Below are 26,710 nucleotides of genomic sequence, written 5' to 3'. Positions count from 1 at the left end.
CGGGCCGCCGCACCCGGGCGGGCCGCTATTCCGTCGCCGCCGGAGCGACGCGCAGCGCCGGGCTGTAGCGCAGCGCGTCGAGCATGGCCTCGACGTGCCGCTCCGCGTTGTGCGCCACGTCGAACATATCGGGCAGGATCGCCATGTCGCGCAGCGCGCCGGTGATGAACGAGTGCAGCACGCGCGTCGCGCGCGGGGCGTCGAGATCGGCGGGCAACTGCCCCTTGGACATCGCGTTGCGCAAGCCTTCCTCGATGCGCACGAGGCCCTCGCGCATATTGCCCTGATGGCGCGCCATGACCGGGCCCATTTCCTCCACGAACTCGCACTTCAGAAACAGGATCTCGAACACGCGCCGGCGCTTCGCGTCGGTGGCGGTGTCGCGCAGGCACAGCACGCACAGGTCCTTGATGCGCCCGAGCGGGTCGGGCTCGTCCGGGTCGACCGTGGCCGCCTTCATCTCGTCGAGCGGCAGCACCACGCGGTCGAACATGGCGGTAAAGAGGTCGCCCTTGTTCTCGAAATGCCAGTAGATCGCCCCGCGCGTGACGCCGGCGGCCTGGGCGATGTCGGCGAGCGAGCTGCGCGATACGCCTTTTTCGAAAAAGACGTGCTCTGCGGCATCGAGAATGCGGTTGCGCGTCTCCAGCGCTTCCTCTTTCGTGCGTCGGACCATGGAGGTTACTGCTCAATATGTGGGTTATCGGGGAAAGAAAGCATATAAGAGCCGGATCAGCAATGTATTAATTTGTAATACACACGTCGTGTGCCGAACGCTCTTATGCAGCCTCGGAATCGGAACGATTTGTTCTTATACATTCATTCGCGAATGTATCTATAATACCACCCCACCACCTGGATGCCTCAAGAATTGATGTCCGGTTAATATCCGTCACTGGCCACTAGTCGTAGAAACCCCAGTGCGCGCCGTTTGCTTACGTTGTGCGCCAAAACGAAGTCGCCCGGACGGATGTTGTGCAAACCGGTATCGCGCCATTCCTGAAGCACCGGGTTATCCGTCAGTTATTGCAGATGCTGGCGTGTGCCGCCGTTCTTCCTCACGAAGGAAGAACGCCGCACGCTTTTATTGTCAGTTATAGACAGAGGTTGCTCCATGCGCGTCGAACGGGTTCCATTCCGCCTAATCACCTTCGCGACGGCTGCCGTAGTGCTCGCAGCGTGCGGGCAAAAAAACACCGCTCCGCCGCCGCAAACCCCCGAAGTCGGCGTGATCGCCGTCCAGCCCACGTCCGTGCCTGTCGTGACCGAACTGCCGGGCCGCACCAATGCCTTCCTCGTCGCGCAGGTGCGCGCGCGGGTCGACGGCATCGTGCTGCGCCGCGAATTCACCGAGGGTTCAGTCGTGAAGGCGGGCCAGCGCCTGTACAAGATCGACCCGGCGCCGTACATCGCCATCCTCAATAACGCCAAGGCCTCGCTCGCGAAGGCGAAGGCGAATCTCGTCACGCAGAACGCGCTCGTCGCGCGCTACAAGGTGCTCGTCGCGGCCAACGCGGTCAGCAAGCAGGACTACGACAACGCCGTGGCCGCGCAAGGCCAGGCACAGGCCGATGTCGATGCGGGCAAGGCCGCGGTCGACACCGCGCAGATCAACCTTGGCTACACCGACGTGGTCTCGCCGATCACCGGCAAGGTCGGTATTTCGCAGGTCACGCCGGGCGCCTACGTGCAGGCGAGCCAGGCGACGCTGATGTCCACCGTGCAGCAAATGGACCCGGTATACGTGGACCTCACGCAGTCGAGCCTCGACGGCCTGAAGCTGCGCCGCGCCGTCGAAGCGGGGCGCCTGAAGACCAATGGGCCCGACGCGGCCAAGGTCTCACTCGTGCTCGAAGACGGCCGCACCTACTCGCAGCAGGGCAAGCTCCAGTTCACCGACGTCACGGTCGACCAGACCACCGGCTCGGTCACGATCCGCGCGCTGTTCCCGAACCCCGACCGCGTGCTGCTGCCCGGCATGTTCGTGCGCGCGCGCATCGACGAAGGCACCAACGAGCACGCGTTCCTCGTGCCGCAGGTGGGCGTGCAGCACGACCAGAAGGGCCAGGCCACGGTGCTGCTCGTCGACAAGGACAACAAGGTCGTGCCGCACGTCATTGTCACGTCGGGTACGCAGGGCCAGGACTGGATCGTAGAAAGCGGCCTGAACGCGGGCGACCGCGTGATCGTGCAGGGCACCGAGAAGGTTCGCCCGGGCGCAACGGTGAAGGCGGTCGATGCGCATCTGCCGCCGCCGCCGCCGCCAGGCGCGCCTTCGGCGGACCAGGCGACGGCTGCGGGTCTCGCGGGCGCGAGCGGCGCTTCGGGGGCATCCGGAGCCGGCGCATCGGCGGCTCACGCTGCCTCCGTACCCGCTGCTTCCGCTGCGCAATAACAGGGAGCCTGCTTCATGGCAAAGTTCTTTATCGATCGCCCGATTTTTGCATGGGTGATCGCCATCATCCTGATGCTGGCGGGCGTGGCGTCGGTGTTCACGCTGCCGGTCGCGCAGTATCCGACCATCGCGCCGCCCTCCATTCAGATCAGCGCGAATTATCCGGGCGCATCGGCCAAGACGGTGGAAGACACGGTCACGCAGGTGATCGAGCAGCAGATGAGCGGTCTCGACCACTTGCTGTATCTTTCGTCCACTTCCGATGACTCGGGCACGGCCACTATCACGCTGACCTTCGCCGCCGGCACCAATCCGGACATCGCGCAGGTGCAGGTGCAGAACAAGCTGCAGCTCGCCACGCCGGTCCTGCCGCAGGTGGTGCAGCAGCTGGGCATCAGCGTCACGAAGTCGAGCAGCAGCTTCCTGCTCGTGCTCGCGTTCGTGTCGCAAGACGGCAGCATGAGCAAGTACGACCTCGCGAACTACGTGGCGTCGAACGTGAAGGACCCGATCAGCCGTATCGACGGCGTGGGTACGGTGACGCTGTTCGGCTCGCAGTACGCGATGCGCATCTGGATCGATCCGAACAAGCTCACGAACTACAACCTCACGCCATCGGACGTCTCGGCCGCGATCAGCGCGCAGAACGTGCAGATCGCGGGCGGCCAGCTGGGCGGCACGCCGTCGGTGGCGGGGCAGGCGTTCCAGGCGACCATCACCGAATCGACGCTGCTGCGCACGCCCGAGCAGTTCGGCAACATCCTGCTGAAGGTGAACCAGGACGGCTCGCAGGTGCGCTTGAAGGACGTGGCGCGAATTGCGCTCGGCGGCGAAACGTATAACTTCGATACGAAGTACAGCGGCGCGCCTACTGCGGGCCTCGGCATTCAGCTCGCGACGGGCGCCAACGCGCTGCAGACCGCGAAGCTCGTGCGCCAGAAGATCGACAGCCTCTCGAAGTACTTCCCGCACGGTCTCGTCGTGCAGTACCCGTACGACACCACGCCGTTCGTGCGCCTGTCGATCGAGGAAGTGATCAAGACGCTGCTCGAAGGCATCGTGCTGGTGTTCCTCGTGATGTACCTGTTCCTGCAGAACCTGCGCGCCACGCTGATTCCGACCATCGCGGTGCCGGTGGTGCTGCTGGGCACGTTCGCGATCATGGGGATGGTGGGCTTCTCCATCAATACGCTCTCGATGTTCGGCCTCGTGCTCGCCATCGGCCTGCTCGTGGACGATGCCATCGTGGTGGTGGAGAACGTCGAGCGGGTGATGGTGGAAGAGGGCCTGGGGCCGAAGGAAGCGACCAGGAAGGCGATGGGCCAGATCACCGGCGCACTCGTGGGCGTGGCGCTCGTGCTCTCCGCGGTGTTCGTGCCGGTGGCGTTTTCGGGCGGCTCGGTGGGCGCCATCTACCGGCAGTTCTCGCTCACGATCGTGGCGGCGATGGTGCTGTCCGTGCTCGTCGCGCTGATTCTCACGCCGGCGCTGTGCGCGACCATTCTCAAGCCGATCCCGAAGGGCCACCACGAAGAGAAGAAGGGCTTCTTCGGCTGGTTCAACCGCACCTTCGAGACGAGTCGCGACAAGTATCACAGCGGCGTGTATCACGTCATCAAGCGCTCGGGCCGCTGGCTCATCATCTATCTCGCGCTGATCGTCGCGGTCGGGCTGCTGTTCGTGCGCCTGCCGAAGTCGTTCCTGCCCGATGAAGACCAGGGCACGATGTTCGTGATCGTGCAGACGCCCTCGGGCTCGACCCAGGAAACCACGGCGCGCACGCTCGCCAACATCACGGATTACCTGCTCAAGGACGAAGGCAGCATCGTCGAGTCGGTGTTCACGGTGAACGGCTTCAGCTTCGCGGGCCGCGGCCAGAACTCGGGCCTCGCGTTCGTGAGGCTCAAGGACTACAAGGAGCGCCAGCACGCGGACCAGAAGGTGCAGGCGCTGGTGCACCGCATGTTCGCGCACTACGCGGGCTACAAGGACGCGATGGTGTTCCCGGTGAATCCGCCTTCGATTCCTGAACTGGGCACGGCCTCGGGCTTCGACTTCGAGTTGCAGGACCGCGGCGGTCTCGGCCACGAGAAGCTGATGGAAGCGCGCAACATGCTGCTCGGCATGGCGGCGAAGGATCCGTCGCTCGCGGTCGTGCGCCCGAACGGCCTGAACGACACGCCGCAGTACAAGGTGGACATCGACCGCGAGAAGGCGAATGCGCTCGGCGTGACGTCGGCTGCGATCGACCAGACCTTCTCGATCGCGTGGGCGTCGCAGTACGTGAACAACTTCCTCGATACGGACGGTCGTATCAAGAAGGTGTACGTGCAGTCCGACGCACCGTTCCGCATGACGCCAGACGATATGAACATCTGGTACGTGCGCAACGGCTCGGGCGGGATGGTGCCGTTCAGCGCGTTCGCGAGCGGCCACTGGACGTATGGCTCGCCCAAGCTCGAGCGCTATAACGGCATCTCGGCGATGGAAATCCAGGGTCAGGCGGCCCCGGGCAAGTCGACGGGCCAGGCCATGACGGCCATGGAGCAGATCGCGGCGAAGCTGCCCGCGGGCATCGGCTACGAGTGGACGGGCCTGTCGTTCCAGGAAATTCAGTCGGGTTCGCAGGCGCCGATTCTCTACGGCATCTCGATCCTCGTCGTGTTCCTGTGTCTCGCGGCGCTCTATGAGAGCTGGTCGATTCCGTTCGCGGTCATCATGGTGGTGCCGCTCGGCGTGCTCGGCGCGCTGCTCGCGGTGACGCTGCGCGGCCTCGAAAACGATGTGTTCTTCCAGGTGGGGCTCTTAACCACCGTCGGTCTCTCGGCGAAGAACGCGATTCTGATTGTGGAGTTCGCGCGAGATTTGCAGGCCGACGGGAAGATCGGACCGATCGAAGCGGCGCTCGAAGCTTCTCGACTGCGTCTGCGGCCGATTCTGATGACCTCGATGGCGTTCATTCTCGGCGTGCTGCCGCTCGCGATCAGTAACGGCGCGGGCTCGGCATCGCAGCACGCGATCGGCACGGGCGTGATCGGCGGGATGATCACCGCGACGTTCCTCGCGATCTTCATGATCCCGATGTTCTTCGTGGTGATCCGCGCGAAGTTCGCCGGCGAGAAGGAAGACGCCGACACGGCGCTTGCGCATTACGAAGAGCACCACGCGCACGACCATGACGACGAGAACGGCGGCAATGATGGCAAGGGCGGCGCGAATAGTGGTGGCAATGGCGGCGGCGGCAACAGCGGCGGCGGCAACGGCCAGGGCAAGGAAGGACATTGAGATGCATAAACTATCCGTAATTGCAGTGGCCGCCGCAGTGGCCACCGCTGTTCTCGCGGGTTGCACGATGGAGCCGCACTATCAGCGGCCGGACGCGCCGGTGTCGCAGGACTTCCCGCAGGGCGGCGTCTACGCGACGCAGCCCGGCGTGACTGGCGACAGCGGCCAGCCCGGGCGCAGCGCCAACGGCGTCGCGGCCGCCGACATCGGCTGGCGCGACTTCTTCGTCGATCCGCGCCTGCAGCAGCTGGTCGAGATCGCGCTGAAGAACAACCGCGACCTGCGCGTCTCGGTGCTCAACGTCGAGGCGGCGCGCGCGCAGTATCAGATCACGCGCTCCGCGCTGTTCCCGGCCATCGACGGCGTGGCCACCGAGAAGCGCTCGCGCGTGCCGAACGATCTGCTGTCCTCGCCGCTGCAACCGAATCCGTCCAGCGTCTACAACGTGGGCTTGCAGGCATCCTGGGAAATCGACTTCTGGGGGCGCATCCGCAGCCTGAAGGACCAGGCGCTCGCGCAATACCTGTCAACGGCGCAGGCGCGCAAGGCGGCGGAGATCTCGCTCGTTTCTCAGGTCGCCGACCAGTACCTGGCGATGCTCGCCGACGACGACTTGCTGAAGGTCACGCAGGACACCCTCAAGACGGCGCAGGATTCGTACAACATCGCGAAGGCGCAGTTCGACACCGGCACCGGCACCGAACTCGATCTGCGCCAGGCGCAGACCGTCGTGGAAAACGCGCAGGCCAACCTGCAGGCGCAACTGCGCGCCCGCGCGCAGGCCGAGAACGCGCTCGTGCTGCTGATTGGCGAGCCGCTGCCGGCCGATCTCGCGCCGGGCCTGCCGCTCGGCAGCCAGAACCTGCTGACCGATATCCCGGCGGGGTTGCCTTCGGACCTGCTTACGCGGCGTCCGGACATCATGGAGGCCGAGCAGAACCTGCTCGCGGCGAACGCCAATATTGGCGCGGCGCGCGCAGCGTTCTTCCCGAAGGTCTCGCTCACGGCGGCGTTCGGCACCGAAAGCCTCTCGCTCGGGGGGCTCTTCAAGGCGGGCACGGCGGCGTGGAGCTTCGCGCCGCAGATCACGATGCCGATCTTCGAAGGCGGCGCGAACATCGCGAATCTCGATCTCGCGCACGTCGAGAAGCGCATCGAAATCGCCAACTACGAGAAGGCAATCCAGTCGGCGTTCCGCGAAGTGGCCGATGGGCTCGCGGCGCGCGGCACCTACGATCAGCAGATCGGGGCGCTCCAGCGCAGCACCTTCGCAAACCAGCGCACGCTCGATCTCTCGGAACTGCGCTACAAGAACGGCGTGGACAGCTATTTGCCGGTGCTGGCCGCGCAGACCAGCCTGTACCAGTCGCAGCAGGCACTCGTCACGGCGCGGCTCGCGCGGCTGACCAACCTCGTCGATCTGTATCGCGCGCTGGGCGGCGGCTGGATCGAGCACGCGGGCGAGGCGCCGCGTCCGGCCGATGCGCCGGTCGATTACGGCGCAGCCAGCGCACCGGCGGCGGCTTCGGCGCCGGCGGGTTGAGCCATGTGAGCACGGACCGCGTTTTACGTGGTACGAACGATAAAAGCCACGGGAGACCGTGGCTTTTTTTTCGAGTGCATTCGGGAAGCCCGGGCAGGCAACTCCGAGCACTCGGCAGCGGGCATTGGACAGTGAATTGCATGCGGCAGGGCGGGGCGTCTTCGATGCCGCCTGGCCGCTGCTCCGCGCATCGGGCGATAACGCCGCCCAAAAACAAAAAAGGCGTCACGGTTTCCCGTGACGCCAAACCAGCAAAAGGCCCCGGCGCGCATGTCTATCATCCGGCCGGGGCGCCTCTCGCGTCGACTCAGTGTGCTGCCGTGCGCGGCATGCCTTGTCCTGCTTCCGTCGAGCCATGCTCGCTTTCGTTCGACTGGGTGCCGTCGAAGTCGTGGCCGACCTGGTGGATGTCGTGTTCTGCGGCTGCTTCGCTCTTTGCGCCGTTGAAAATCAGGTTCAGGACCACGGCCGAAACCGAGGCCAGCAGAATGCCGCTATGCAGCAGCGGCGAGAGCGCCGGCGGCAGTTGCGAGAAGAACTTCGGCGAGACCACCGGCACGAGACCGAAGCCCACGCTCACGGCGACGATGAACAGGTTGTGATGGTTCTTCACGAAGTCGACCTTCGAGAGAACCTTGATGCCGTTCGCAGCCACCATGCCGAACATCACGAGGCCCGCGCCGCCCAGCACGAACGGGGGCACCGAAGCAACAACCTGAGCCATCTTCGGGAACAGGCCGAGCGCCACCAGAATCACGCCGCCCGTTGCGCACACAAAGCGGCTCTTCACGCCCGTCACGCCGATGAGGCCGACGTTCTGCGAGAACGAGGTATGCGGGAACGAGTTGAAGATGCCGCCGATCATCGTGCCCAGACCGTCGACGCGCAGACCGCGCACCAGCGTTGCCTGGTCGACCGGACGATCCACCATGTCGCCTACGGCGAGGAACATGCCCGTCGACTCGATGAAGGTCACGAACATCACGATCACCATCGTTGCGATCGGCAGGATGTGGAATTTCGGCAGGCCGAAGTGGAACGGCATCACGAAGCCCATCCACTGTGCGTGCGACACGCCATCGAGGTTCACGCGGCCAAGCGCCATCGCGATCGCGAAGCCTGCCACGATGCCGAGCAGCACCGAGATGTTGGCGATGAAGCCGCGGCCGAACTTGTTGATCAGGAGAATCAGCATCAGCACGACGAGCGACAGGCCGAGATAGACCGGATCACCGTAGCTCGGATTGCCTACGCCGCCAGCTGCCCAGTTGATGCCCACTTCCATGAGCGAGAGGCCGATCACCGCGATCACCGTGCCCACCACGACAGGCGGGAAGAAGCGCAGCAGCTTGCCGATCATCGGTGAGATCACGATGCCTATCGCACCGGCGGCGATGGTCGAGCCGAAGATGTCGAGAATGCCCAGCGAGGGGTTCGTGCCGATGGCGATCATCGGGCCGACCGAGGCAAACGTACAACCCATGATGACGGGCAGGCGGATACCGAAGATCCAGAGGCCGAGCGTCTGGATCAGTGTTGCAATGCCGCAGGCGAACAGGTCGGCGCTGATGAGGAACGCCACTTGATCCTTCGGCAGTCCCACGGCGCCCCCGACGATGAGCGGCACGGCCACCGCACCCGCATACATCACGAGAACGTGCTGGATTCCGAGCGTGAGAAGTTGGCCGAACGGCAGGCGCTCGTCTACCGGGTGAACCTGGCTCCGAGCCTGGGTTTGGGTACCCTGGGATTGCATGTCGTCTCTCTCCGTCTTTGGTTTCAAAATATGGCCTCCAAGGTATTCGCGACGAAAAGAAGCAGCAAGACCACTGGGGACTATTCCGTGCTTTCCGGGGGCGATATGCGCGTGGGGCGCGCGGATCCCCCTATCAGGGTACGATCAGACTATGTGGAGGACGGTGCTAGCCCGTATGACGATGCTGCGGCGCATCGTATGAGTACACATGCGACGTTCTGACGCAGCGTTGGGGCCGGTTTTCAGGTGGTTTCAGGCGTTAGTCGCTATTGCGTCGCTTCGGCTGTGATGAGTACGGGGCTCAGGTAGTCGCACATGAAGGGAGCGATGTCGGGGGACACCAGATGTCAGTCGCCCCGGAAATATATGGGCGATTCATTATGATCTATATTTCGCTTTCCGCATGTGCCACATTTTGCTTGTCGCAAAAGTCCCTCGGGTTAACCCGCGAATACCTGTAAACGGGATCATTTCGAGGCGCCCGCGGGACCCTCCGCGAGACCACCGGTTATCCTCTCCAGCGCCGTTCTAGACCCCGTCTCCGACCATGAATTTCGCGCTGTCATCATGCGCTTTTTTATCGTCTTTTACTGCTGCCGCGGCTTGTCGTGTTCGATGAGCGGCGCGCGCCAATCTTGATTATGTTTCCGGGCTATTTCGTATGAATGCAATGCCGTCCCGCTTTCTCGGTATCGACCTCGGCACCGGTTCGCTCAAAGTCGCCATTGTCGATGAAGCGGGGGCCGAGCGTGCCGCGGCCAGCGCCGCGTATGCGCTGGAGACGCCGCAGCCCGGCTGGGCCGAGATCGACGTCGAGCGCTGGTGGGACGCGCTCGTGCTGGCGTGCGGGCGTCTGCCCGGGGCCGAGCGCGCGAGGGTGCGCGCAATCGGCTTCTCCGGCCAGATGCATGGCGTCGTGCCGGTCGATACAGCGGGCCATGCCCTGCGTCGCGCCATGCTGTGGCCCGACACGCGGGCGCGCGCGTTGCTCGAGGCGTGGCCCGGCTCTTCGCACGATAACGTGGAGCATCCGCAGCCGAATCCGGTCGCGCCCGGCATGGCGGGGCCATTGCTCTATTGGCTGACGCTGCACGAGCGCGCGATAGCCGACGCCACGCGCTGGGCGTTGCAGCCGAAGGACTGGCTGCGCGTGCGGCTTGCGGGTTCGGCGCGGGAGGCCTTCGTGGCCGATCCGTCCGATGCCTGCGCGACTGCGCTTGCCGCGCCAGGCGGTGCGTGGGACTTGGCGCTGATCGAGCGGCTCGGCTTGCCGGCGCGCTGGTTCGCGCCGCTCGCGCCATCGGCGGCGGCTAGCGGCACGCTGTGCGCAGACGCCGCGCGCGCCCTCGGCCTGCCTGCGGGCATCGTGCTTGCCACAGGCGCCGGCGACACGCCGTGCGCGGCGCTCGGCAGTGGCCTGCGCGAAGACGGCGATGCGCTGCTGACCACCGGCACGGGTGGCCAGATCGTCGTCACATCGAGCGTTGAGCCGCCTGCCCGGCGCGGCCTGCATCGCTATCGGTCGGCGAGCGGCGGCTGGTATGCAATGGCCGCGATGCAGAACGTGGGTGTGGCGCTCGAAGCAGCGCGCGGCTGGCTGTCCTGCGATTGGGCCGAGGCTTATGCAGAGGCCTTTGCCGCGCCACCGTCGCAGACGCTCGCCTTTTTGCCGTACCTGAGCGGCGAGCGCTCGCCGTGGCTCGATCCCGAAGCGCGCGGCGGCTGGCTCGGCGCGGGCCTCGGTGACACGCGCGGCGTGCTCATGCGCGCCGCGTTCGAAGGCGTGGCGTTTGCGTTGCGCGCGGGGCTCGACGCGTTGCGTGGCGCGCCGCAGGACGGGGCTGACGCGAGCCGTGCGAGCCATGTCGATGGCGCGGGTTCGCCGCCAGCGCCGATCACCGTGCTCAAGCTCGCGGGCGGCGGTTCCGTCGATGCGCGCTGGCGTCAATTGCTCGCCGACGTGCTGGGCGCGCGGCTCGATGCGATCGATTGCCCGAATGCGGCTGCGCGTGGTGCGGCGCTGCTGGGCGGCGTCGCCTGCGGCCATTGGCGCATGGACGAACTCGCGGCGCTCGCGCCCGCCGCGACCTGTGTGGCGCAGCCGCACGCCGACGCCGCGCTCGCGCAGCGCTACGCGCGCTTCATCGATCTGTATGTCCGCGTGCGCACATGGTTCGCGCCGATGCCGTAACGGGCCGCGCGGTTCCCTTCGTGCCGGATCTCACGGGAAAGGTAAGATCGGCATCGACCTGTTGAAGAAGGGCGAATCGATTCGCCCGGTTGTCCAATCCCAATAGCGAGGGCTAGAGATGCTGGACCAGATTGAAGAACACGCTTGTTATGGCGGCGTGCAGCGCATCTACAAACACGACTCGAAAACGATCGGCCTGCCGATGCGCTTTTCGGTGTTCCTGCCGCCCCAGGCGCGCGAGCGCAAGGTGCCGGGACTGTTTTATCTGGCGGGTCTGACCTGCACCGAAGAGACTTTCCCGATCAAGGCGGGCGCGCAGCGCTTCGCCGCGCAGCACGGCATCGCGCTGATCGCGCCCGACACGAGCCCGCGCGGCGCGAACGTGCCCGGCGAAGCCGAGGCCTGGGACTTCGGCGTGGGCGCGGGCTTCTACGTCGACGCCACGCGCGAGCCGTGGTCGAAGCATTGGCGCATGTACTCGTACGTGCGCGACGAACTGCGCGAGGCCGTGACGGAGAACCTGCCCGTGGACGGCGCGCGGCTCGGCATCTTCGGTCATTCGATGGGCGGGCATGGCGCGTTGATGCTCGCGCTGCGCAACCCCGATATCTATCGCTCGGTGTCGGCATTCGCACCGATCGCAGCGCCCACGCGCTGCCCGTGGGGCGAGAAAGCGTTCTCCGGCTATCTGGGCGACGACCGCGAAGCGTGGAAGCAATACGACGCAAGCGAACTGGTGGGCAAGGCCGCGCGCAAGTTCGAAGCCGGCATCCTCGTCGATCAGGGCATGGCCGACTCGTTCTTGCCGAACCAGTTGAACCCGGATGTGTTCGAAGCCGCGTGCAAGGCGGCGGGGCAGCCGCTCACGCTGCGCCGTCACGAAGGCTACGATCACGGCTACTTCTTCATCCAGAGCTTTATCGAGGACCATCTGGCGTATCACGCGCGGGTGCTCGCGAAGTAACTCACCCCGTGTGACAAGGGCCTCCACGCTGCGCGTCGAGGCCCGTTTTCTTTGCATGTCATGCGCGCCAGCGAGGCGGGCGGCGCGCGGCCCGACGCGACGCGCCGCTTGCGCTTCATCGGGGTGACGGCGAGATCTGAGCCTGCGCTCAGCGCCGGCCCATCAGGCTCGCGCCGTAGACGAGCGCCGCGAGCGCGGTGATCCAGAAGCTCGTCGGCCAGTCGGTGTAGTAGGCGAGCGTCACGCCGATCCACGCCTGCGCGAGCGCGAGCAGCGCGGCGAGCGCGAGGCCCGCCGAAAGGCGCGTGGTGAGATTCTGCGCGGCGGCGGCGGGCCCCACCATCAGCGTGAAGACGAGCAGCACGCCCACGATCTGCGTGCACGCGGCCACGGCCAGCGCCGCGATGGCGAGGAACAGCACCGAGACGAGACGCAGCGATACGCCCTTGGCCTCGGCCAGCTCCGGCTGCAGCGAGGCGAACAGCAGCGGCCGCATGATGGCCGCGAGCGCGGCGAGACTCGCCACGGCCAGCGCGGCGAGCACGCCGAGCGTATCGCGGCCCACGCCGAGCACGTTGCCGAACAAGAGCGCCGTGACCTGGGTGGCAAACGACGTGAAGTAATGCAGGAACAGCAGGCCGAAGCCGAGCGCGAGCGACAGGACCACGCCGATAGCCACATCGCGGCCCGCGAGTTTTTCGCCGAGCGCGCCCATCGACACGCCCGCGGCGAGCGTGAAGCCCACCATCCCCCAGATCGGCGAGATGCCGAGCAGCACGGCGCCCGTGGCGCCCGTGAAGCCGACGTGCGAGAGCGCATGGCCCGCAAAGGTCTGCCCGCGCATCACCAGAAAGTAGCCGACGATGCCCGCGAGCACCGCGACAATGCCCGACGCCGCGAAGGCGTTCACCATGAAATCGTATTCAAGCATCGTGGGTATGGCCGTGGGCGTTGTTGTCGTCGTTGTCGTGATCGGGGTGAGCGTGATGGCCGTGTGCGTGGCCATGGCCATGCGCGTGGTCGTGGTCGTGCTCATGCTCGTGGTCGTGCTTCTCGACCTCGACGTCGCCCGACATCACGAAGATGCGGCCCCTCATGCGCATCACTTCGATAGGCGAGCCATAGAGCCGCGAGAGCACCGGCGCGGTGATCACTTCGTCCACGCTGCCGAGCGCCGCCACGCCGTTGCCGAGATAGAGCACGCGGTCGAGCGAGTTCAGCAGCGGATTGAGTTCGTGGGCCGAGAACAGCACCGCGATGCCGAGTTCGCGCTGCACGCGGCGCACGAGTTCGACCACGCCGCGCTGGTGGTGCGGGTCGAGACTGATGAGCGGCTCGTCGAGCAGCAGCAGCTTCGGGTCGCCGAGCAGGCATTGCGCGAGCATCAGGCGCTGGCGCTCGCCGCCGGACAGCTCCGAGAGCGGCCGGTCGGCGAGTTTTTCGGCGCCCACCAGTTCGAGCACGCGCGCGACGTCGGCGCGCGTGGCGGCGTCGGCGCGCGGCAGGCCCCAGCGATGGCCATCGGCGGCCATCGCCACGAAATCGCGTCCGCGCACGCGGCGGCTGGCCAGCGCGGTGCGCGTTTGCGGCATGTAGCCGATCTTCGGATTACCGCGCGCCACGGGTTCGCCTAGCACGCGAATCGCGCCGTGCGCGGCGGGCACGAGGCCGAGGATCGCCCGCATCATCGTGGTCTTGCCGGCGCCGTTCGGCCCGAGCACGCCGATGAATTCGCCCTGGCTCACCGCGAAGTTGGCGCCGCGCAGGATCGTGCGCTCGCCGAGCGTGAGCGTCACGCCCGCGAGCGTGAGCACCGGCTGCGCCGCACGGTGTCCGTGGTGCGCGTGATGCCCGGCGGCGGGCGCTGGGTGCGCCGACGCGTGTACGTGAGAGGAGGGCGCGGCCTCGGTCATCGCTTCTGTTCCCTGCTGTCGATTGCGTTATGGGGATCGTTGCCAGTATGGCCTGTGCTTCGCCGCTGCCGTGTTACGGCAGAAGCGTCACGGTCACGGCGACAGTCTTACTTTTGCGCAAGGGCCTTCGCCAGCGCGTCGAGTTGCCCGAGCATCCATTGCTGGAAGTTCACGCCCGCGGGTTGAGTCTCGGTCACGCTCAGCGCCGGCACTTTCGCTTGCTGCGCGATGTCCAGCATGCGCCGCGTGAGCGCTTCCGTCGCCTGGCTGTTGTAGACCAGCACGCGCACGCGGCGCTCGCGCAGGTCGCGCTCGAAGGCCGCGATATCCGATGCGCTGGCCTCGGTATCGTTCATCGCCGCCATCTGGAAGCGCAGGTTGCGCATGTCGAGGCCGATGGCGTCCGACATGTAGCCGAACACTGGCTCGGTCGCCGTCACCGGCTGGCCTTTGAACTGCGCGCGCAGCGTCGCGACCTTGTCGTCGATCGGCTTGAGCGAGCCGAGAAAAGCCGCAAGATTGGCATCGTACATCCTCTTGTGCGCGGGATCCGCCGCGCCGAGTGCGGCGCTCACGACGCGCGCGACGGCGGGCATCGTGCGCGGGTCGTACCAGAGATGCGGATTGTCGCCGGCCTTCTTGCCGACCAGATCCGCCGCCACGATGATCGCGCGCTGGCCGCTCCCGCTGCTGGAGGCGGCGGAGAGCAGTTTGGTCATCCACGGATCGTAGTCGGCGCCGTTGTAGACCACGAGGCGCGCGCGCTGCAGCGCGCGCGCGGTTTTCGGGCTTGCCTCGAAGAGGTGGGGATCCTGGTCCGGGTTGCTCAGGATGCTCGTCACGCTCACGTATGCGCCGCCGATCTGCTTGACGACATCGCCGTAGAAGTTCTCCGCCGTCACGACGGGCAGCGCCGCGCCCGGAGCGTCCGCCGCTTGGGCGGCGGCGCACGGACCAGGCAGCGCACCGAGCGCGAGGCATGCCGCCACGGCCGGCATGGCGGCGCGCCTGAGCGCGGCAGCGGCCTGGGCGAGCCGGCCGGGCAGGCGCACGGCGAGCCCGATGCGCTTGCTTATGCGGGCTGCGGAGGTGACAGAGGACATGGTCCTATCCTTGAACGAGGCGTGAGAACGTGGCTAGAGCGGTGTTCTGGCGGAATCGCGGCGCGACCGGAAGATGCAAGTTTTCATTAAGACGCGATGATATAACGTATCACACTGGTTGGCGAGACGGCTACCCAGCCACGCACCCATTCCTTGTCCCACCGGACAGGCGCGCCAAATGCGCTCGCACTGAGCCGCCCGTTGCGCGCCGCACCATCGAAATCTGTCGTGAATCGCGTATGTCTGCCTTGACATGCACGCGTCCGTCGCCGATCATTCGATCACAGGCAGAGCAAATGCTCATGTGTCGGGCGATAGTTCGCACGTCGGCTCGACGGACGCAAATGGAGACAACCCTGTGGCACATTCCGCGCACCCGGCGGCAGGACGTTTGCAGGACAAAGTGGCTGTGCTTACCGGCGCGGCGAGCGGCATTGGCGAGGCGGTCGCGCGGCGCTATCTGGACGAGGGCGCGCGTTGCGTGCTGGTCGACGTGAAGCCCGTCGACGCCATCGCGCCCGCGCTGGCCGCCGGGTTTGCCGAACGCGTGCTCGCCCTCACCGCTGACGTCACGCGCCGCGAGGACATCGAGCGCATCGTCGCGGGCGCGCTCGGGCGCTTCGGCCGCATCGACATCCTCTTCAACAATGCGGCGCTGTTCGACATGCGCCCGCTGCTCGACGAATCCTGGGACATCTACGATCGGCTCTTCGCCGTGAACGTGAAGGGCATGTTCTTTCTGATGCAGGCAGTGGCGCGCCGCATGGTCGAGCAGGGGCAGGGCGGCAAGATCATCAACATGTCGTCGCAAGCGGGCCGGCGCGGTGAGGCACTCGTTTCGCACTACTGCGCAACCAAGGCGGCGGTGCTGAGCTACACGCAGTCGGCGGCGCTCGCGCTTGCGCCACACAAGATCAACGTGAACGGCATTGCGCCGGGCGTGGTCGACACGCCGATGTGGGATCAGGTGGACGCGCTCTTCGCTCGCTACGAGAACCGGCCACTGGGCGAGAAGAAGCGGCTGGTGGGCGAGGAAGTGCCGCTCGGCCGCATGGGCGTGCCCGGCGATCTCACGGGCGCCGCGCTCTTTCTCGCTTCGGCCGACGCCGATTACATCACCGCCCAGACGCTCAATGTGGACGGCGGAAACTGGATGAGCTGAGCGGCTCCGGTGTGTTCCGGCGGCTTCAATTCATGCAGCACGACCTGCGGTTTCGAACATAACGCAGCCAACAAGGAAGGAGACAACGTCATGAAACCAGCTATACGGCACGCCGCCTGGCGCCTCGCGCGCGCCACGAGCGCGCTCGCCCTCGTCGCCGCGGCGGGCGCTGCGCACGCGCAGACCGTCACGATCGCGATGTTGAACAACCCGGACATGCTCGAGCTGAAGAAGCTCTCGCCGGCCTTCGAGAAGGCCAATCCGGGCATCAAGCTGAACTGGGTGATCCTCGAAGAAAACGTGTTGCGCCAGCGCGCCACGACCGACATCACGACCAATAGCGGCCAGTTCGACGTGATGATGATCGGCACCTACGAGGCGCCGCAGTGGGGCAAGCGGGGCTGGCTCGCGCCCATGACGAACCTGCCCGCCGACTATGACCTGAACGATGTGGTGAAGACGGCGCGCGACGGTCTCTCGTATAACGGCACGCTGTACGCGCTGCCCTTCTACGTCGAAAGCTCGATGACGTACTACCGCAAAGACTTGTTCGCGGCGAAGGGCCTGACGATGCCCGAGCAGCCGACCTACGATCAGATCAAGACTTTCGCCGACAAGCTGAACGACCCGTCCAAGGGCACCTACGGCATCTGTCTGCGCGGCAAGGCGGGCTGGGGCGAGAACATGGCTTACGTGACCACGGTGGCGAACACCTTCGGTGGCCGCTGGTTCGACGAAAAATGGCACGCGCAGCTGACCTCGCCAGAGTGGAAGAAGGCAGTCGGCTTCTACGTCGATCTGCTGAAGAAGGACGGCCCGCCGGGAGCGAGCTCGAACGGCTTCAACGAGAACCTCACGCTGATGTCGTCGGGCAAGTGCGCCATGTGGATCGACGCCACGGTCGCAGCCGGGATCCTCTATAACAAGCAGCAGTCGCAGGTGGCCGACAAGATCGGCTTCGCGGCGGCGCCGACCCAGGTCACGCCGAACGGCTCGCACTGGCTGTGGTCGTGGGCGCTGGCGGTGCCGAAATCGTCGAAGTCGCAGGACGCCGCGAAGAAGTTCATCGAGTGGTCCACCTCGAAGCAATATATCGAGCTGGTCGCGAAGGACGAGGGCTGGGCCTCGGTGCCGTCGGGCACACGCATATCGACTTATCAGCGCGCCCAGTACAAGCAGGCAGCGCCGTTCTCGGACTTCGTGCTGAAGGCGATCCAGAGCGCCGACCCGACTCACCCGAGCGCCAAACCAGTGCCGTACACGGGAGTCCAGTTCGTTGGGATTCCTGAGTTCCAGTCGTTCGGAACGGTCGTGGGTCAGAGCATCGCGGGCGCCGTGGCGGGCCAGATGAGCGTCGATCAGGCGCTTGCCGCCGGCAACGCCGCAGCCGACCGCGCAGTGAAGCAGGCCGGTTACCAGAAGTAAGCGCAGAAGTCGGCGTAGAAGTCAGCGCCGCTATCAGCAGCGCGGTAGAAGCGAAGGGCGCGTCGAGCCACGCGGCACGAAGCGTCCTTCGCGAAGCCCATGCGGCGTCGTGCCCTGAGCCGCCGCGCAACGAAAGAAGGGTGGTCCTCATGCGTCATCTCCATCTTCCCATGCCCATGTTCAATCGAGCGCGCGTACCCCAGCCGCAACATGCGCAGACGCGCCGTTCGGCGTCACGCTGGCTGGTTTCGCCTTCCGTCGCTGCACTGCTGTTGTGGATGACGATTCCGCTCGCGATGACGATCTGGTATTCGTTCACGCGCTACAACCTGCTCAATCCCGATCTCAAGGGCTTCGCCGGCGTCGACAACTACACGTTTCTCGTCACCGACCCGTCGTTCTGGCCGTCGATCCTGCACACGGTCGAATTGATCGTGTCAGTGCTCGTGATCACCGTGGTCGGCGGCGTGCTGATGGCGGTGCTGTTCGACCGCAAGTTCCTGGGGCAAGGCGTGGCGCGCCTCTTTGCCATCGCGCCGTTCTTCGTGATGCCGACGGTTTCCGCGCTGATCTGGAAGAACATGATCCTGCATCCCGTGTATGGTCTCGTGGCCATCGCGATGCGCGCGCTCGGCATGACACCGATCGACTGGTTTGCCGACTATCCGCTCACCGCGGTCATCATGATCGTGGCGTGGCAATGGCTGCCGTTTGCGTTCCTCATTCTCTTCACCGCGATCCAGTCGCTCGACCAGGAGCAGAAGGAGGCCGCGCGCATCGACGGCGCGGGCGCCATCGCGATGTTCTTCTACATCACGCTGCCGCACCTGCGCCGCGCAATAGCCGTGGTGGTGATGATGGAAAGCATCTTCCTGCTCTCGATTTTCGCGGAGATCTACACGACCACGAGCGGCGGTCCCGGCAACGCAACCACCAACCTCACTTACCTGATCTACTCGATGGGCCTGCAGCAGTTCGACGTGGGCATTGCGTCCGCAGGCGGCATTCTTGCCGTCGTGCTCGCAAACATCGTGTCGTTCTTCCTCGTGCGCATGCTCGCGCGCAACCTCAAAGGGGAGTACGAAAAATGAGCCAAGTCACTGCCTCGCCCGTTCATGCGCCCGAGTCGCCGCATGCCGTCAAGCGCTCATCCCCGCTCCAGTTCATCGGCCGCGTGGTGCCCGGGTTGCTCGCGTGGATCATCGCGCTCGCGCTGTTCTTCCCGATCTTCTGGATGACGATCACGGCGTTCAAGACCGAGCAGCAAGCGTATATCCCCTCGCTGTTCTTCACGCCGACGTTCGACAGCTTCCGCGAGGTCTTCGCGCGCAGCAACTACTTCGCGTTTGCCTGGAATTCGGTGTTGATCTCGGCGGGCGTCACGATCGTCTGCCTGATTCTTGCCGTGCCGGCCGCCTACGCGATGGCGTTCTTCCCGAACCGGCGCACCCAGGGGATTCTGCTGTGGATGCTGTCCACCAAGATGATGCCCTCGGTGGGTGTGCTCGTGCCGATCTACCTGCTGTGGAAAAACTCCGGGCTGCTCGACACCGTGAGCGGGCTCGTGATCGTCTACACGCTCATCAATTTGCCGATCGCGGTGTGGATGGCCTATACGTACTTCAACGAGATTCCCAAGGACATTCTCGAGGCCGGGCGCATGGACGGCGCGGCCACCTGGCAGGAGATCGTTTATCTGCTCATGCCGATGTCGGTGCCGGGGCTTGCGTCCACCGCGCTTCTTTTGATCATTCTTTCGTGGAACGAAGCATTCTGGAGCATCAATCTGTCGAGTTCGAACGCGGCGCCGCTTACCGTGTTCATCGCCTCGTATTCGAGTCCGGAGGGCTTGTTCTGGGCGAAGCTCTCGGCGGCTTCGCTGCTGGCGGTGGCGCCCGTGCTGATCGTCGGCTGGCTTTCGCAGAAGCAGCTCGTGCGCGGCCTTACGTTCGGCGCGGTCAAGTAGTGACGCAGGTAAGCGACGCAAACAATCGAAGCAAACAGGCAAAACAAGGACTCGACTCATGCCCATTCAGGCTCTGATCTGCGACTGCGACGGCGTGCTGATCGACAGCGAAGCCGTGGCCGCGCGCGTGCTCGTGCGCGAGCTCGAAACGCGCTGGCCAGGCGCTGCGGTGGCGCCCGTGCTGATGCCGCTGCTCGGGCAGCGCATCGAGCGTGTGCTCGGCGGCGCGAGCGAGGCGCTTGGCCGGCGGCTGACGCCCGCGGACGTCGACGCGATCCGCGCCGCGGCTGAAGCCGAGGCCGCCGAAGCGCCGCTCTTTCCCGGCGTGAGCGCGGCACTGGAGGCCGTTGCGCTTGCCAAGGCCTGCGCGAGCAACAGTTACGCGGCGGTGGTGCGCCGCGTGCTGGAGCGCAACGGCCTCGCGTGTTTTTTTGGCGAGCGCATCTATTGCGCCGACATGGTGGCAAGGCCGAAGCCCGCGCCGGACGTTTATCTCGCGGCGGCGCAGGGGTTGGGCCTGGCGCCCGATGGATGCCTCGTGGTGGAGGACAGCGTGGCGGGCGTGAGCGCGGCGCGCGCGGCGGGCATGACGGTGCTCGGCTTCGTGGGCGGCGCGCATGTGGGCGGCGACGCGCACGCGCTCGAATTGCGCGAAGTGGGCGCGCAGGAGATTTTCGACGACATGCGCGCGTTGCCCGCGCTCGTGGCGGACTGGATACAGAGGGCGGATGCTCGCGCGCACTGAGCGCAGCTTGCGGGCAAATTTCGCAGCGAGACGATTCATGATCGAACGGAGACAGACATCATGGCAAGCGTGACACTGAGAGACGTACTCAAGCGCTACGACGAAACGGAAGTGCTGCGTGACGTGAACCTCGATATCGCAGACGGTGAGTTCGTCGTGTTCGTGGGCCCGAGCGGCTGCGGCAAGACCACGCTCATGCGGATGATCGCGGGACTCGAAGACATCAGCGGCGGCGACCTGATGATCGACGGCGCGCGCATGAACGACGTGCCGCCGGCCAAGCGCGGCATCGCGATGGTATTCCAGTCGTACGCGCTCTATCCGCACATGACGCTCTACGACAACATGGCGTTCGGGCTCAAGCTCGCGGGCACGAAGAAGGCCGAGATCGATGCGGCGGTGAGGAACGCCGCGAAGATCCTCCATATCGACCATCTGCTCGACCGCAAGCCCAAGCAGCTATCCGGCGGCCAGCGCCAGCGCGTGGCGATCGGGCGCGCGATCACGCGCAAGCCCAAGGTGTTCCTGTTCGACGAGCCGCTCTCGAATCTCGACGCCGCGCTGCGCGTGAAGATGCGCCTCGAGTTCGCGCGCCTGCACGACGAGCTGAAAACGACGATGATCTACGTGACGCACGACCAGGTCGAGGCGATGACGCTCGCGGACAAGATCGTCGTACTTTCGGCGGGCAACGTGGAGCAAGTGGGGAGTCCGAACCGTCTCTATCATGCGCCGGCGAACCGCTTCGTGGCGGGCTTCATCGGCTCGCCGAAGATGAATTTTCTCGATGGCGTCGTGCAGCAGGTCGCGAGCGACGGGGTCGTCGTGCGCTACGAAACGGGCGAGACGCAGAAGGTGGCGGCGGAGCCGAATACGGCATCAGGCGCGCGCGAAGGCGACAAGGTGACGGTGGGCATCCGCCCCGAGCATATGCATGTCGCCACGGGCGAATACGGCGTGAGTGCGAAGGCCAATACGGTGGAGTCGCTCGGCGATGCGGCGTATCTCTATGCGGAGTCGCCCGTTGCCCCGGATGGCCTGATTGCGCGCATTCCGCCGCTGGAGCAACACGAGCGCGGCGAGGTGATGAAGCTGGGTGCGTCGCCCGATCATTGCCACCTGTTCGATGCCGACGGCATGGCGTTCGAGCGCCGCTTCGCGCAGCAGATGGCGGCTTGAGAGACAGGCGCCGTTTCGGGAGCGAGGCGGCGCCGTGATGATTGTCGCAGAGGGGGCCTGAATCAAGGCCTTGTATGCCCGCTTTCGAGCGGGTTTTTTTGTGCCAGGGCCAACCGCCAGTAGGCAGCATTGATGCGGTCATAGAGTGAGAGCGGGAAGACTACAAAATCGTCGTCACCTCCGCCGCTCGAAAACAGAAGGTGGCTGCCTGCCCAGGTTATCTCTGGGGAGGGTGTATGGAACGATCTTCGAAGGATCAGCTTTCCAGAGGTATCGTAGACACGGCCGACATATTTCGGGTTGCCACCATTCCATCAGGGGACGCGCGGCGAACGCAGTCATACGCGCTGGAGTCTGAACGATGCGTAGAGTAGAAGCAGGCTGACGCGATGGCGATCTTTTTCATAGCTTGATCCGGATCGGTTCACGTAGTCGAACACGTTTGCGGTCGGAGAAAATGATGAAATCGCCCCCCCCCTTTGGTGCTTCATGGCCCACTGCCGCAAATCCTTATTGTGCACCGGGTAATAGACATTCCCCTTTACCCTCATGTCGCCGCGCGCGACTGGATAGGGTAGATACAGGGACGGGGCATTGAGCTGGCCCACGAGGCCATCATAGGGAACGACGATGACGCCCTTGCTACTCCAGTGACCGAGATACTGCGAAACGTCGCCGGGCTTGTCGGTAAAGTCGTAGCTATCTTTCGATGCTATAAGGAGCAAGAACGAGTTCATCTCATAAAAGAAGTCCGCTGTGATCATCGGTGCAAGTACCATCGCGCCATGGCGCATGGAAAGGCTTCGATACGCTCAGTCCCCATCCGCCAACGCTGCCCGCGCGCATTCCTCATCGGTCACGAGCCCCGAGAGCCAGCCGCCCTTGAGCACCGCGATCACCGCCTCGCGCTTGCGCGCGCCGCCTGCGAAGCCGATGGTGGGGCGCTTGGGCGGCGCATCCAGATGCAGGCTCGTCACGCGCCGTCCGGTGGGCGAATCCACGCGCTTGCCGCGCGCATCGATCGGCAGGCCGAGCATTTCCGCAATCGCCCCCAGGCGCATCAATTCGTGCACTTCGTCGGTGGTGAGGAAGCCATCCTCATGCAGCGGGCAATGCTCGCCGATATTGCCGATGCCGACGAACGCCACATCGGCCTCGCCCGATAGCGACTCGACGATGCGGTAGAGCCGGTGATTGCACCATTGCGCGCGCTCCGCCTCGTTGTCGGCGATGAGCGGCGCTGGCAGCAGAAAATGCTTGCCGCCGGTTTTCTCGGAGATATGCAGCGCCACGTCGTAGCGGTTCGACGAACCGTCCTGCGCGATCGCGCCCACCATCGAGACGAGGCGGTGCTGCGGCCGCTCGAGCTGCGCGATCTGATCGACGGCGGCCTTGAGCGTTCGCCCGCTGCTCACCGCCACGACCATCGGCCGCTCCTCGCCCAGATAGCGCTCCATGACCTGCGCGCCGGCTACCGCGAGCTTGCGGTCGATGGCTTCCTGGGTGTCGCCGTCCACGGGCACGACTTCGCACATTGCGAGGCCGTAGCGCTTCATGAGCCGGTCCGCGAGCGCGAGGCAGTCGGCCAGCCGATGATCGACGCGCACGCGAATCAGATTCTTCTCGACCGCGAACGCGACGAGGCGCTGTGCAACCGGGCGCGACACCTGGAGCTTTTCGGCGATCTCGTTCTGGGTGTTGCCGGCCACGTAGTAGAGCCAGGCGGCGCGAGTGGCGAGATCGAGTTTTTCTGTGGACTTGGGCACGGTGTTGATCGGAGTGGGCTTCGCGGCGAATGCGTGAGCGGGTTGTCTGGTGCGAGGCGGAGTGTACTGGAAACCTTCGGTGCGCTCAGGCGAGCCTTTCTCGCGCGGGATCGAACAGAGGCCGCACGTGCCGATACAGCGAGCGATACGCTTCGAGCCGCTCGCGCAGCGCCGCGTGGCGCGCCGCGTCGGGCGTGTATTCGGCGGCCACGGGTGCCTTCGCCAGCACCTCGTCGAATGCGCCGCCCGCCGCCAGCCAGCCGAGGCGCGCCGCGCCCAGCGCCGCGCCCGTTTCGCCACCGCCGTGCTGGCGCGTGGGGGTGTCGAATGCGTCGGCCGCAAGTTGTGCCCACCAGGCGCTGCGTGCGCCGCCGCCGAGCATCGAGAGCGCGCCGACTTCGGTGCCCGCCGCGCGCAGGGCGTCGAGGCCGTCGGTGAGCGCGAGCGTCACGCCTTCGAGCACGGCATAGCCGAGCAGCGCGCGGTCGGTCGCGTGCGTCATCCCGAAGAACACGCCCTGTGCATAGGGGTCGTTGTGCGGCGTGCGCTCTCCCGAGAGATAGGGCAAAAAGAGCGGCGCTTGCGCAAGCGTTGACGGCGCGAGACGCTCGACTTCGGCGAGCAGCGTGGGCTCGTCGGTGCTGGTGAGCTTGCAGACCCAGCGCAGGCAGCTGGCTGCCGAGAGCACGACGCTCATCTGATGCCAGCGCTCGGGAATCGCGTGGCAGAACGCATGCACGGCCGAGGCCGGATTCGGCCGGAAACGATCGCCGATCACGCACAGCACGCCCGAGGTGCCGAGCGAGACGAAGCCGTCGCCGGGCTGCACGGCGCCGATGCCGATCGCGCTCGTGGCGTTGTCGCCGCCACCGGCCGCGACCACCACGTCCTCGCGCAGGCCGAACTCGCGCGCGACCGCCGGCAGCAGCGTGCCCGAAGGCGCGCTGCCTTCGGCGAGCGCGGGCATCTGCGCACGTGTCATGTTGCAGGCGTCGAGGAGCGCGTCGGACCAGTCGCGTTTCGCGACATCGAGCCATAACGTGCCCGCCGCATCGGAAGGATCGGAGACCTTGCCGCCCGTGAGCTTCAGGCGCAGCCAGTCCTTGGGCAGCAGCACGCAGGCCATCCTGCGAAAGTGTTCGGGCTCGTGGCGCGCGACCCACAGCAGCTTGGGCGCGGTGAAGCCCGGCATCGCCAGATTGCCGGCCACGCGATGCAGTTGCGGTGCGCGCGCGGTGAGCTCGGCGCATTCGTCGACGGCACGCATGTCGTTCCAGAGGATCGCGGGACGCAGCACGGTGTCGTCTTCATCGAGCAGCACCGCGCCGTGCATCTGCCCCGAGAGGCCGATGCCGCGCACCTCGGCGAATTCGCGCGGATGCTTCTCGCGCAGCGCGGCGAGCGCGCGGCGCGTGCCGTCCCACCAGTCGGCGGGGTCCTGTTCGGCCCAGCGCGGTTGTGGGCGCGATATCGTGAACGGCGAGCCCGCGGTGCCGATCACGCGGCTGTCGGGGGCGAGCAGCAGGACTTTTACTTCGGAGGTGCCGAGGTCGATGCCGAGATACATGGGCGCGCGCGAAAGTCGTGAGAGTGGAGGAGCTACTTTAGCCGCGCGCGCCGGGCTGCGCCATGCGCGCCGACCCAGGGGCGCGGTGCATGCTCAGACGCTGCATCCGCGCTTTGCGAGCCATGCATCCACGCGCGCGAGCGCGTCGCGCAGGGCGCTTTCGAGCGGCGCGCTGCCTGCGAGGCTGCCCCAGAGCAGCTTGTCGGCGCAGAACATGGCGAGCGGGTCGCTTGCTTCGAACATTTTCGTCACGGCCTGGCCGTCCATCACGCCGTCCTGGTACGCGTACGGCAGCGTGCCTTTGCTCCAGCGCTGCAGGAAGCGCAGGAACAGCGCGGGCAGGATGGCCGTGGCGGCCGGCACGGCGCCAGCCGCGACGCGCTGCGCGATGGTTGGCGCGATGAAGCCAGGAATCTTCGAAAATCCATCGGCGGCCACGCGCTGATTCGTGTCCTGGATGTACGGATTGCTGAAGCGCTCGAGCACGACGTCGCGGTACTTCGCGAGATCGAGCGGGCTGGGCGTGAGGCAGGGGATCACGTCCTCGCTCACGTACTCGCGCGCGAAAGTGCGGATGTCCGCGTCGTTCGTGCCTTCGTGTATGTAGTCGAGCCCGACGAGCGTGCCCGCCCACGCGATGCAGCTATGCGTCGCGTTGAGGATGCGGATCTTGGCCTCTTCGTACGGCATCACCGATTCGACCAGCTCCGCGCCCGCGCGCTCCCACGCGGGGCGCCCCGCACAAAAGTGATCCTCGATCACCCATTGGATGAAGGCCTCGCCCATCACGGGGCAGGCGTCGTCGATGCCGGTCGCGGCCTTCACGCGTTCGCGCACGTCGGGCGTGGGGCGCGGCGTGATGCGGTCGACCATCGAATCGGGGCTGGCGGTGTGGCCATCGAACCAGTCGCGCAGCGCCATTGCGCCGCGCAGCGCGAGGAATTCGCGCATGCCCGCGTGAAAGCGCTTGCCGTTGCTGCGCAGGTTATCGCAGGTCTGGAGCGTGACCGCGCTGTTGCCATGCGCCCCGCCGCGCGTCATGCGCGCTTCGAGAATCGCAGCCAGCGCGCCGTAGATCGTGCTGCGCGCGCCGTTGAGATCGGCGGCGAGATCGGGATTCGCGGTGTCGAGGCGGTCGTGCTCGTCGAGGTAATAGCCGCCCTCGGTCACCGTGAAGGCGATGATCCTGCACGCGGGATCCGCGCCCGCCTCGATCAACGCCACCAGGTCGGCAGACCATGGCAGCACGCGCGTGATCGAGCGGATCGTCTCATAGGCGCGCTCGCCCTGTGGCGTGACCGTTTCGAGCGTGTAGACGCCGTGCTGCGCGGCGAGCGCATCCATGACGGCGTTCATGTCAGCGCGGATGTTGCCGACGGCTAGGGACCAGACCGGCTCGTCCGGCTTGCGCGCGAGATTCGCGCGATGCAGATACCACGCCTGATGCGCGCGATGAAACGACCCGGCGCCAATGTGCAGGATCACGTTCGCGTTGCTGCGTTCGCTGTCCATCTGTGTGTCTCCTCAGATAGCGTCATGCGCGCCCTGTGCGCGTCCATGCGCTGCCCGGTGATATCGAGCAATTGATCTATTGATGAACGAATGATCGTATCCGGTCGTGCGAAAGTCAAGACGGCTTCTGCGGGTTTTTATCGGCGTGCTGCGGGTGCTTTTGGCGCACAGGCGCGTGCACAGGGGTAGCGGGAGAAAATGTGCGGCGACAATGTTGTGATGCACAAACGCGGCGCGG

19 protein-coding genes and 1 pseudogene are annotated in these 26,710 nt (G+C 65.7%); 11 read left to right on the top strand and 9 right to left on the bottom strand.

Annotated features, from left to right (window positions below; all coding sequences use genetic code 11):
* Positions 1–25: 25 nt before the first annotated feature.
* Positions 26–676: a TetR family transcriptional regulator gene (locus P5W98_RS11680; protein WP_421024668.1), complete on the bottom strand. Its 651-nt coding sequence runs from the start codon at positions 674–676 to the stop codon at positions 26–28.
* 438 nt (positions 677–1,114) lie between these two features.
* Here P5W98_RS11680 and P5W98_RS11675 point away from each other — a divergent pair, with 438 nt between their 5' ends.
* From P5W98_RS11675 to P5W98_RS11665, 3 genes are read left to right on the top strand one after another with little or no spacing between them, the layout of a single operon-like run.
* Positions 1,115–2,395, top strand: coding sequence for an efflux RND transporter periplasmic adaptor subunit (locus P5W98_RS11675; protein ID WP_421024667.1), 1,281 nt, complete (start codon positions 1,115–1,117; stop codon positions 2,393–2,395).
* 15 nt (positions 2,396–2,410) lie between these two features.
* The gene (locus P5W98_RS11670; protein ID WP_421024666.1) at positions 2,411–5,680 is read left to right on the top strand and encodes an efflux RND transporter permease subunit; all 3,270 of its coding nucleotides are present in this window, start codon (positions 2,411–2,413) and stop codon (positions 5,678–5,680) included.
* Between the two features lies 1 nt (position 5,681).
* Positions 5,682–7,223 (top strand): efflux transporter outer membrane subunit, encoded by a 1,542-nt coding sequence (locus P5W98_RS11665; RefSeq protein ID WP_421024665.1) that lies wholly within the window; start codon positions 5,682–5,684, stop codon positions 7,221–7,223.
* Positions 7,224–7,530: 307 nt separating this feature from the next.
* On the opposite strand, the gene P5W98_RS11660 is transcribed toward P5W98_RS11665, so the two are convergent.
* Positions 7,531–8,979, bottom strand: a complete 1,449-nt coding sequence (locus P5W98_RS11660; protein ID WP_421024664.1) for a nucleobase:cation symporter-2 family protein — start codon at positions 8,977–8,979, stop codon at positions 7,531–7,533.
* Positions 8,980–9,640: 661 nt separating this feature from the next.
* Between P5W98_RS11660 and P5W98_RS11655 the strand changes: the two genes are divergently transcribed.
* Positions 9,641–11,170, top strand: a complete 1,530-nt coding sequence (locus P5W98_RS11655; protein WP_421024663.1) for an FGGY family carbohydrate kinase — start codon at positions 9,641–9,643, stop codon at positions 11,168–11,170.
* 118 nt (positions 11,171–11,288) lie between these two features.
* Positions 11,289–12,134, top strand: a complete 846-nt coding sequence (fghA, locus tag P5W98_RS11650; protein WP_421024662.1) for an S-formylglutathione hydrolase — start codon at positions 11,289–11,291, stop codon at positions 12,132–12,134.
* Between the two features lie 148 nt (positions 12,135–12,282).
* Here fghA and P5W98_RS11645 read toward each other — a convergent pair whose 3' ends face one another.
* The 3 genes from P5W98_RS11645 to P5W98_RS11635 all read right to left on the bottom strand — a co-directional run bounded on the left by P5W98_RS11645 (position 12,283) and on the right by P5W98_RS11635 (position 15,045).
* Positions 12,283–13,065 carry a metal ABC transporter permease gene (locus P5W98_RS11645; protein WP_421025262.1) on the bottom strand — a complete coding sequence of 261 codons (783 nt, stop codon included), beginning with the start codon at positions 13,063–13,065 and terminating at the stop codon, positions 12,283–12,285.
* Positions 13,058–14,047 (bottom strand): ABC transporter ATP-binding protein, encoded by a 990-nt coding sequence (locus P5W98_RS11640; protein ID WP_421024661.1) that lies wholly within the window; start codon positions 14,045–14,047, stop codon positions 13,058–13,060. Before P5W98_RS11640 ends, P5W98_RS11645 begins: the two co-directional genes overlap by 8 nt.
* Before the next feature lie 107 nt (positions 14,048–14,154).
* Positions 14,155–15,045 (bottom strand): metal ABC transporter solute-binding protein, encoded by an 891-nt coding sequence (locus P5W98_RS11635; RefSeq protein WP_421025261.1) that lies wholly within the window; start codon positions 15,043–15,045, stop codon positions 14,155–14,157.
* Between the two features lie 463 nt (positions 15,046–15,508).
* On the opposite strand from P5W98_RS11635, the gene P5W98_RS11630 reads away from it, so the two are divergent.
* The 6 genes and pseudogenes from P5W98_RS11630 (at position 15,509) to P5W98_RS11605 (ending at position 21,627) form a co-directional block, all read left to right on the top strand.
* Positions 15,509–16,312, top strand: a complete 804-nt coding sequence (locus P5W98_RS11630) for an L-iditol 2-dehydrogenase (RefSeq protein ID WP_421024660.1) — start codon at positions 15,509–15,511, stop codon at positions 16,310–16,312.
* Positions 16,313–16,402: 90 nt separating this feature from the next.
* A complete protein-coding gene (locus P5W98_RS11625; RefSeq protein WP_421024659.1) occupies positions 16,403–17,737 on the top strand; it encodes an ABC transporter substrate-binding protein in 1,335 nt (444 codons plus the stop codon).
* A 233-nt stretch (positions 17,738–17,970) separates the two neighbouring features.
* Positions 17,971–18,828 (top strand): annotated as a pseudogene (locus tag P5W98_RS11620) (carbohydrate ABC transporter permease); the annotation flags it as partial.
* Positions 18,825–19,703: a carbohydrate ABC transporter permease gene (locus P5W98_RS11615; RefSeq protein ID WP_421024658.1), complete on the top strand. Its 879-nt coding sequence runs from the start codon at positions 18,825–18,827 to the stop codon at positions 19,701–19,703. The pseudogene P5W98_RS11620 and the gene P5W98_RS11615, both read left to right, overlap by 4 nt.
* Positions 19,704–19,761: 58 nt before the next feature.
* Positions 19,762–20,448, top strand: a complete 687-nt coding sequence (locus P5W98_RS11610; protein WP_421024657.1) for an HAD family hydrolase — start codon at positions 19,762–19,764, stop codon at positions 20,446–20,448.
* Between the two features lie 60 nt (positions 20,449–20,508).
* A complete protein-coding gene (locus P5W98_RS11605; RefSeq protein WP_421024656.1) occupies positions 20,509–21,627 on the top strand; it encodes an ABC transporter ATP-binding protein in 1,119 nt (372 codons plus the stop codon).
* Positions 21,628–21,965: 338 nt separating this feature from the next.
* Here P5W98_RS11605 and P5W98_RS11600 read toward each other — a convergent pair whose 3' ends face one another.
* The 4 genes from P5W98_RS11600 to dalD all read right to left on the bottom strand — a co-directional run bounded on the left by P5W98_RS11600 (position 21,966) and on the right by dalD (position 26,472).
* On the bottom strand, positions 21,966–22,421 hold the full coding sequence (locus tag P5W98_RS11600) for a DUF6402 family protein (protein ID WP_421024655.1): 456 nt from the start codon (positions 22,419–22,421) through the stop codon (positions 21,966–21,968).
* Between the two features lie 18 nt (positions 22,422–22,439).
* Complete coding sequence (locus tag P5W98_RS11595) at positions 22,440–23,393, bottom strand: sugar-binding transcriptional regulator (RefSeq protein WP_421024654.1); 954 nt, start codon at positions 23,391–23,393, stop codon at positions 22,440–22,442.
* A gap of 85 nt (positions 23,394–23,478) precedes the next feature.
* Positions 23,479–24,960: a xylulokinase gene (xylB, locus tag P5W98_RS11590; protein ID WP_421024653.1), complete on the bottom strand. Its 1,482-nt coding sequence runs from the start codon at positions 24,958–24,960 to the stop codon at positions 23,479–23,481.
* A gap of 93 nt (positions 24,961–25,053) precedes the next feature.
* The gene (dalD, locus tag P5W98_RS11585; RefSeq protein ID WP_421042808.1) at positions 25,054–26,472 is read right to left on the bottom strand and encodes a D-arabinitol 4-dehydrogenase; all 1,419 of its coding nucleotides are present in this window, start codon (positions 26,470–26,472) and stop codon (positions 25,054–25,056) included.
* Between the last annotated feature and the right edge of the window lie 238 nt (positions 26,473–26,710).

Origin of the sequence: Paraburkholderia sp. A1BS-2L, from assembly GCF_051125205.1 — a bacterium.
Taxonomy (GTDB): domain Bacteria; phylum Pseudomonadota; class Gammaproteobacteria; order Burkholderiales; family Burkholderiaceae; genus Paraburkholderia.
This window is presented reverse-complemented; position numbering and strand designations above follow the sequence as displayed.